Source organism: Streptomyces sp. NPDC059477, from assembly GCF_042749375.1.
GTDB lineage: Bacteria > Actinomycetota > Actinomycetes > Streptomycetales > Streptomycetaceae > Streptomyces.
In genome coordinates this window covers 1-4110 of record NZ_JBHYUG010000102.1, presented here as the reverse complement: position 1 = coordinate 4110, position 4110 = coordinate 1, and the positions used below count along the sequence as shown (strand labels likewise).

General features: G+C 73.6%; 5 protein-coding genes. 1 reads left to right on the top strand and 4 read right to left on the bottom strand.

The window, feature by feature from the left end; all coding sequences use genetic code 11:
• Positions 1 to 234: 234 nt before the first annotated feature.
• From ACFXAZ_RS33400 to ACFXAZ_RS33385, 4 genes are all read right to left on the bottom strand, one after another.
• Complete coding sequence (locus ACFXAZ_RS33400) at positions 235 to 831, bottom strand: winged helix-turn-helix domain-containing protein (RefSeq protein ID WP_384598766.1); 597 nt, start codon at positions 829 to 831, stop codon at positions 235 to 237.
• An 80-nt stretch (positions 832 to 911) separates the two neighbouring features.
• Positions 912 to 1034: a hypothetical protein gene (locus ACFXAZ_RS33395; protein ID WP_382686339.1), complete on the bottom strand. Its 123-nt coding sequence runs from the start codon at positions 1032 to 1034 to the stop codon at positions 912 to 914.
• A 270-nt stretch (positions 1035 to 1304) separates the two neighbouring features.
• Entirely contained in the window at positions 1305 to 2336 is a 1032-nt protein-coding gene (gene glnII, locus ACFXAZ_RS33390) for a glutamine synthetase (protein WP_384598764.1), read from the bottom strand.
• A gap of 134 nt (positions 2337 to 2470) precedes the next feature.
• Positions 2471 to 2905 (bottom strand): MarR family transcriptional regulator, encoded by a 435-nt coding sequence (locus tag ACFXAZ_RS33385; protein ID WP_384598814.1) that lies wholly within the window; start codon positions 2903 to 2905, stop codon positions 2471 to 2473.
• Between the two features lie 138 nt (positions 2906 to 3043).
• Here ACFXAZ_RS33385 and ACFXAZ_RS33380 point away from each other — a divergent pair, with 138 nt between their 5' ends.
• Positions 3044 to 4042 (top strand): alpha/beta fold hydrolase, encoded by a 999-nt coding sequence (locus tag ACFXAZ_RS33380; RefSeq protein WP_384598763.1) that lies wholly within the window; start codon positions 3044 to 3046, stop codon positions 4040 to 4042.
• Positions 4043 to 4110 lie beyond the last annotated feature (68 nt).

Sequence of the window (4110 nt, the reverse complement as noted above, 5' to 3'; positions counted from 1 at the left end):
GGGGCGCGGGGCGGCGGGCGGGGGCGGGGGGGGGGGGGCGGGCGGCGGCGCGCCCGCCCCCGGCCCCCGCCCCGCGCGGGGCGCCCGCCCCCGGCCCCCCCCCCCCCACCCCGGCCAGGGGTTCGTGCCGTTCCGTGACCGCAACCCGGTGGTTCGGGGGGCGTGCCGCCCCAGGGGAGAACGGTCATCCCCCGGCCCCGGCCGAGGGCAGCCTCCACCCTGGTCCGTCCGAAGTCAGCGGGCGGTCGGCGGGGTGTACTTGTAGCCGACCCGCCGGACCGTCTGGATCGCCTTGCGGTGCTCGGCGCCCAGCTTGCGGCGCAGCCGGGCGACATGGACGTCGACGGTCCGGCCGTCGCCGACATGGCCGTACCCCCACACCGTGGTCACCAGCTGGTCGCGGGTGTGCACCCGGTGCGGGTGGGCCACCAGATGGGCCAGCAGCTCGAACTCCAGATACGTGAGATCCAGCTCCGCGCCGCGCACGAGGGCGGTGCGGCGCACGGTGTCGATCCGGATCAGCGGCTCGGGCGCGGCGGCCTCGGGCGCGGCCTCCGGTGCGACGAGGGCGTCGGGGACCGCGACCGGCAGGAACGGCGGCTGCTGATCGGCCGGGACCAGCAGCAGATAGCCGACCATCGGCGGACGGCCGGGCAGGGTGGGCAGGGTGTGGGCGGGAGCCGGGAGCCAGGTGGCGCCGGGCGGCAGCAGATCCGCCGGGTCGAGCACCTCGTCCCGGTCGACGGCCCGCAGCCGGTGCCGGGTGGCGGGCGCGGCGGCGGGAGAGGCGGCGGAGGACAGCGGGTGGGGCAGTGGAGCGGGGTTCGCCATGAGAGGTCAGCTCTTTCGCGCGAGAGGTCCGTCGGGGACGTACGTCGTGTCGCGCAGGCCGGGGGCCGAGAGGTACGGCGTCAGCGGGCCGGCGCGGTGGCGGCGCGGCAACACTCCCGGTCGAAGTCGTCGTGCTGACGGGAAGGCCAGAACGGCTCAAGGTCATGGCGACCCGGCGCGGTGAGATTCTGGAAGCTGGCCATGGGCCCATTGAAGCAGATACGCCCGGGCGAACGGACCCTTCTCTCACGGCTCGGACACCCACGCGTCCGAAAAGCAGACGGTCCACCGCCGCTGTTTGCCGAGCCTTGGACTCCGGTTGGGCGAAACGTTTCGAACTCGCGGGTTGCGAGGGCGTCCACGATCTCGCGCGGGCACGGGTGAGGGGCGCCCACCGATGCACGATGCGGTGGACGCCCCTCATACGGATGCGGGCGGAACGGGTGGTGCGGGTACTGCGGGCGGTACGTCGATCAGACCTGCCCGGCCTTCTCCAGCGCCGAGCAGCAGGTGTCGACGAGCAGCCGGGTCACCACGTACGGGTCGACGTTGGCGTTGGGGCGGCGGTCCTCGATGTAGCCCTTGCCGTCCTTCTCGACCTGCCACGGGATGCGCACCGAGGCGCCGCGGTCGGAGACGCCGTAGCTGTACTCGTTCCACGGGGCGGTCTCGTGCAGGCCGGTGAGGCGGTCGTCGATGCCGGCGCCGTAGTGCTTGACGTGGTCGAGCGGCTTGGAGCCCTCGCCGAGGGACTCACAGGCGGTGATGATCGCGTCGTACCCCTCGCGCATCGCCTTGGTGGAGAAGTTGGTGTGCGCCCCGGCGCCGTTCCAGTCGCCCTTGACCGGCTTGGGGTCGAGGGTGGCGGTGACGCCGAAGTCCTCGGCGGTGCGGTAGAGCAGCCAGCGGGCCACCCACAGCTGGTCGGAGACCTCCAGCGGGGCCAGCGGGCCGACCTGGAACTCCCACTGGCCGGGCATGACCTCGGCGTTGATGCCGGACAGGCCCAGGCCCGCCTTCAGGCAGTTCTCCATGTGGGCCTCGACGATCTCGCGGCCGAAGATCTCATCGGCGCCGACCCCGCAGTAGTAGCCGCCCTGCGGGGCGGGGAAGCCGCCCTCGGGGAAGCCCAGCGGACGGGCGCCGTCGAAGAAGGTGTACTCCTGCTCGATGCCGAAGATCGACTCCTGCGCGGCGAACCTGGCGGAGACCTCGCTCAGCGCGGCGCGGGAGTTGGAGGCGTGCGGCGTCATGTCCGTGTTCAGGACCTCGCACAGCACCAGGATGTCCTCGCCGCCGCGCAGCGGGTCGGGACAGGTGAAGACCGGCTTGAGCACACAGTCCGAGGAACGGCCCTCGGCCTGGTTGGTGGAGGACCCGTCGAAGCCCCAGATCGACAGCGCGTCCAGACCGGCGGGCGAACCCTCGATGATCTTCGTCTTGGAACGCAGCTTGGCCGTCGGCTCGGTGCCGTCGATCCAGATGTACTCAGCCTTGAAGGTCACGGGTCTCTTCTTTCGGATGGGTCCGGCGTGGTGCGGGTGATGCGGTCGCGGCGCTGCGGCACTGGGGCGCCGCCGTTACACCCGAGCCTGTCAACAGGGGGTTTCCCGGTCGTTGCCCGAATGTGAACCCCGTGTTACTCGGCTCCCGGCTCCGCGGCGGCTTCCCGTACGCCCTCCAGGAACCCCCGGATCGCCGCCAGCTCCCGCTCGTCGTACCCGCTCAGCAGCTCCACCGCGCGCTCGATCAGCGGCCCGAAGAACGACCACCCCAGCTCCACCGCGCGGGCGTCGAGCTGCACGACGACCCTGCGCCGGTCCCGGGTACCGCGCACCCGACGGACATGCCCGGCCCGCTCCAGCCGGTCCACCAGAGCGGTCGTCCCCGCGGAGTTCAGCCCCAGCGCGGCGCCCAGTTTCCCGGCGGTCAGCTCCTCGCCCGCGCGGGCCGCGTCCATGAGCGCGATCAGGGCCCGCACGTCCGTCGGATGCATACCGTTGCGGCTCGCGAAACGGGCACTGCGCAACCCCAGTTCGACGGTCACCGCCCGCAGCAGATGCACGATCTCCATCCCGCCCGCCGCTTCCGCACTCGGCACGGCCGCCCTCCTCGACTATCATCTCGCTGCACAAGAATCTCGCTCAACGAGATAATAAACGAGATGATCGAGGGAAGCGGACGCGGACGACGGACAGGAGAGGGGACGCGGATGAGGAGCACCGACGGCGGCACGCGGAGCGGAGCCGACCGGAACGGATACAACCCGGACGGTTTTGCGCGCGCCTACGACAAGGTCCTGGCCAAATGGCCCGCCGACCGCACATCTACGCAGGTCACAACCCCTTTCGGAGTGACGTACGTCCATGTCTGCGGCCCGCGTGACGCGCCACCGCTGGTGCTGCTGCCGGGCGGGGGAGCGACCTCCGCGAGCTGGTTCGCGCAGGCGGAGGAGCTGGCGCGCGGCCATCGCGTGTACGCGCCCGACCTGATCGGGGATGCGGGGCGCAGTGGCAGTGGCAGTGGCGGGGGCGCCGGGCGCGGTGGCGGGGGCGGGGGCGCGGGGCGCGATATCGCGGACGCCGGGGGCACGGGCCGTGGTCCGGCGTCCGGCGAGCGCGGCATCCGTACGGTCGCCGATCTGACGGCGTGGCTGGACGCGCTGCTGGACGGGCTGGGCGTGACGTCCGGTCCGACGGCCCTGGGCGGACACTCGTACGGCGCCTGGATCGCCCTGCACTACGCCCTGCACGCGCCCGCCCGCGTGAACCGGCTGTTCCTGCTCGACCCGACGCAGTGCTTCGCCGGGTTCCGGCCGGCGTATCTGCTGCACGCCCTGCCGATGCTGCTGCGCCCGGCACCGCACCGGGTGCGGGCCTTCCTGGCGTGGGAGACCGGGGGAGCGGTGCTCGACCCCGACTGGCTCGCGCTCCAGGAGGCGGGCGCGGGTTTCCCCGCCGCGAGGCCGGTGACGGGGCCCCGCCCGGCCGCCGAGGCGCTGCGCGGCCTGGATGTGCCGGTGCTGCGGCGTTTGGGCCGGGGGAGCAGGGCCCCAGACCCCACCCCGGGGGGGGCCCGGGCGGGGGGGGGGGCGGGGCGCCGCGCCCCGGCGGCCCGGGGCTGCCGGGGGCCGCGGGCCGCCCCCGGGGGGGCCCCCCCCACCCTGGGGCCCGAATCCCGGCCGCCCCGCCCGACGGACCCCGCGAGCTAGTGGGGGGCCGTGCAACCGGCCAGCGACTCCGTGCAGCGCCAGTCCTCGCTGTCCGGGTAGGCGTCGAT

What these genes read in the sequence shown, in the direction of transcription:
- ACFXAZ_RS33400 (WP_384598766.1), bottom strand. Translation starts at nt 831, where the DNA reads ATGGCGAACCCCGCTCCACTGCCCCACCCGCTGTCCTCCGCCGCCTCT.
- ACFXAZ_RS33395 (WP_382686339.1), bottom strand. Translation starts at nt 1,034, where the DNA reads ATGGCCAGCTTCCAGAATCTCACCGCGCCGGGTCGCCATGACCTTGAG.
- ACFXAZ_RS33385 (WP_384598814.1), bottom strand. Translation starts at nt 2,905, where the DNA reads ATGGAGATCGTGCATCTGCTGCGGGCGGTGACCGTCGAACTGGGGTTG.
- ACFXAZ_RS33380 (WP_384598763.1), top strand. Translation starts at nt 3,044, where the DNA reads ATGAGGAGCACCGACGGCGGCACGCGGAGCGGAGCCGACCGGAACGGA.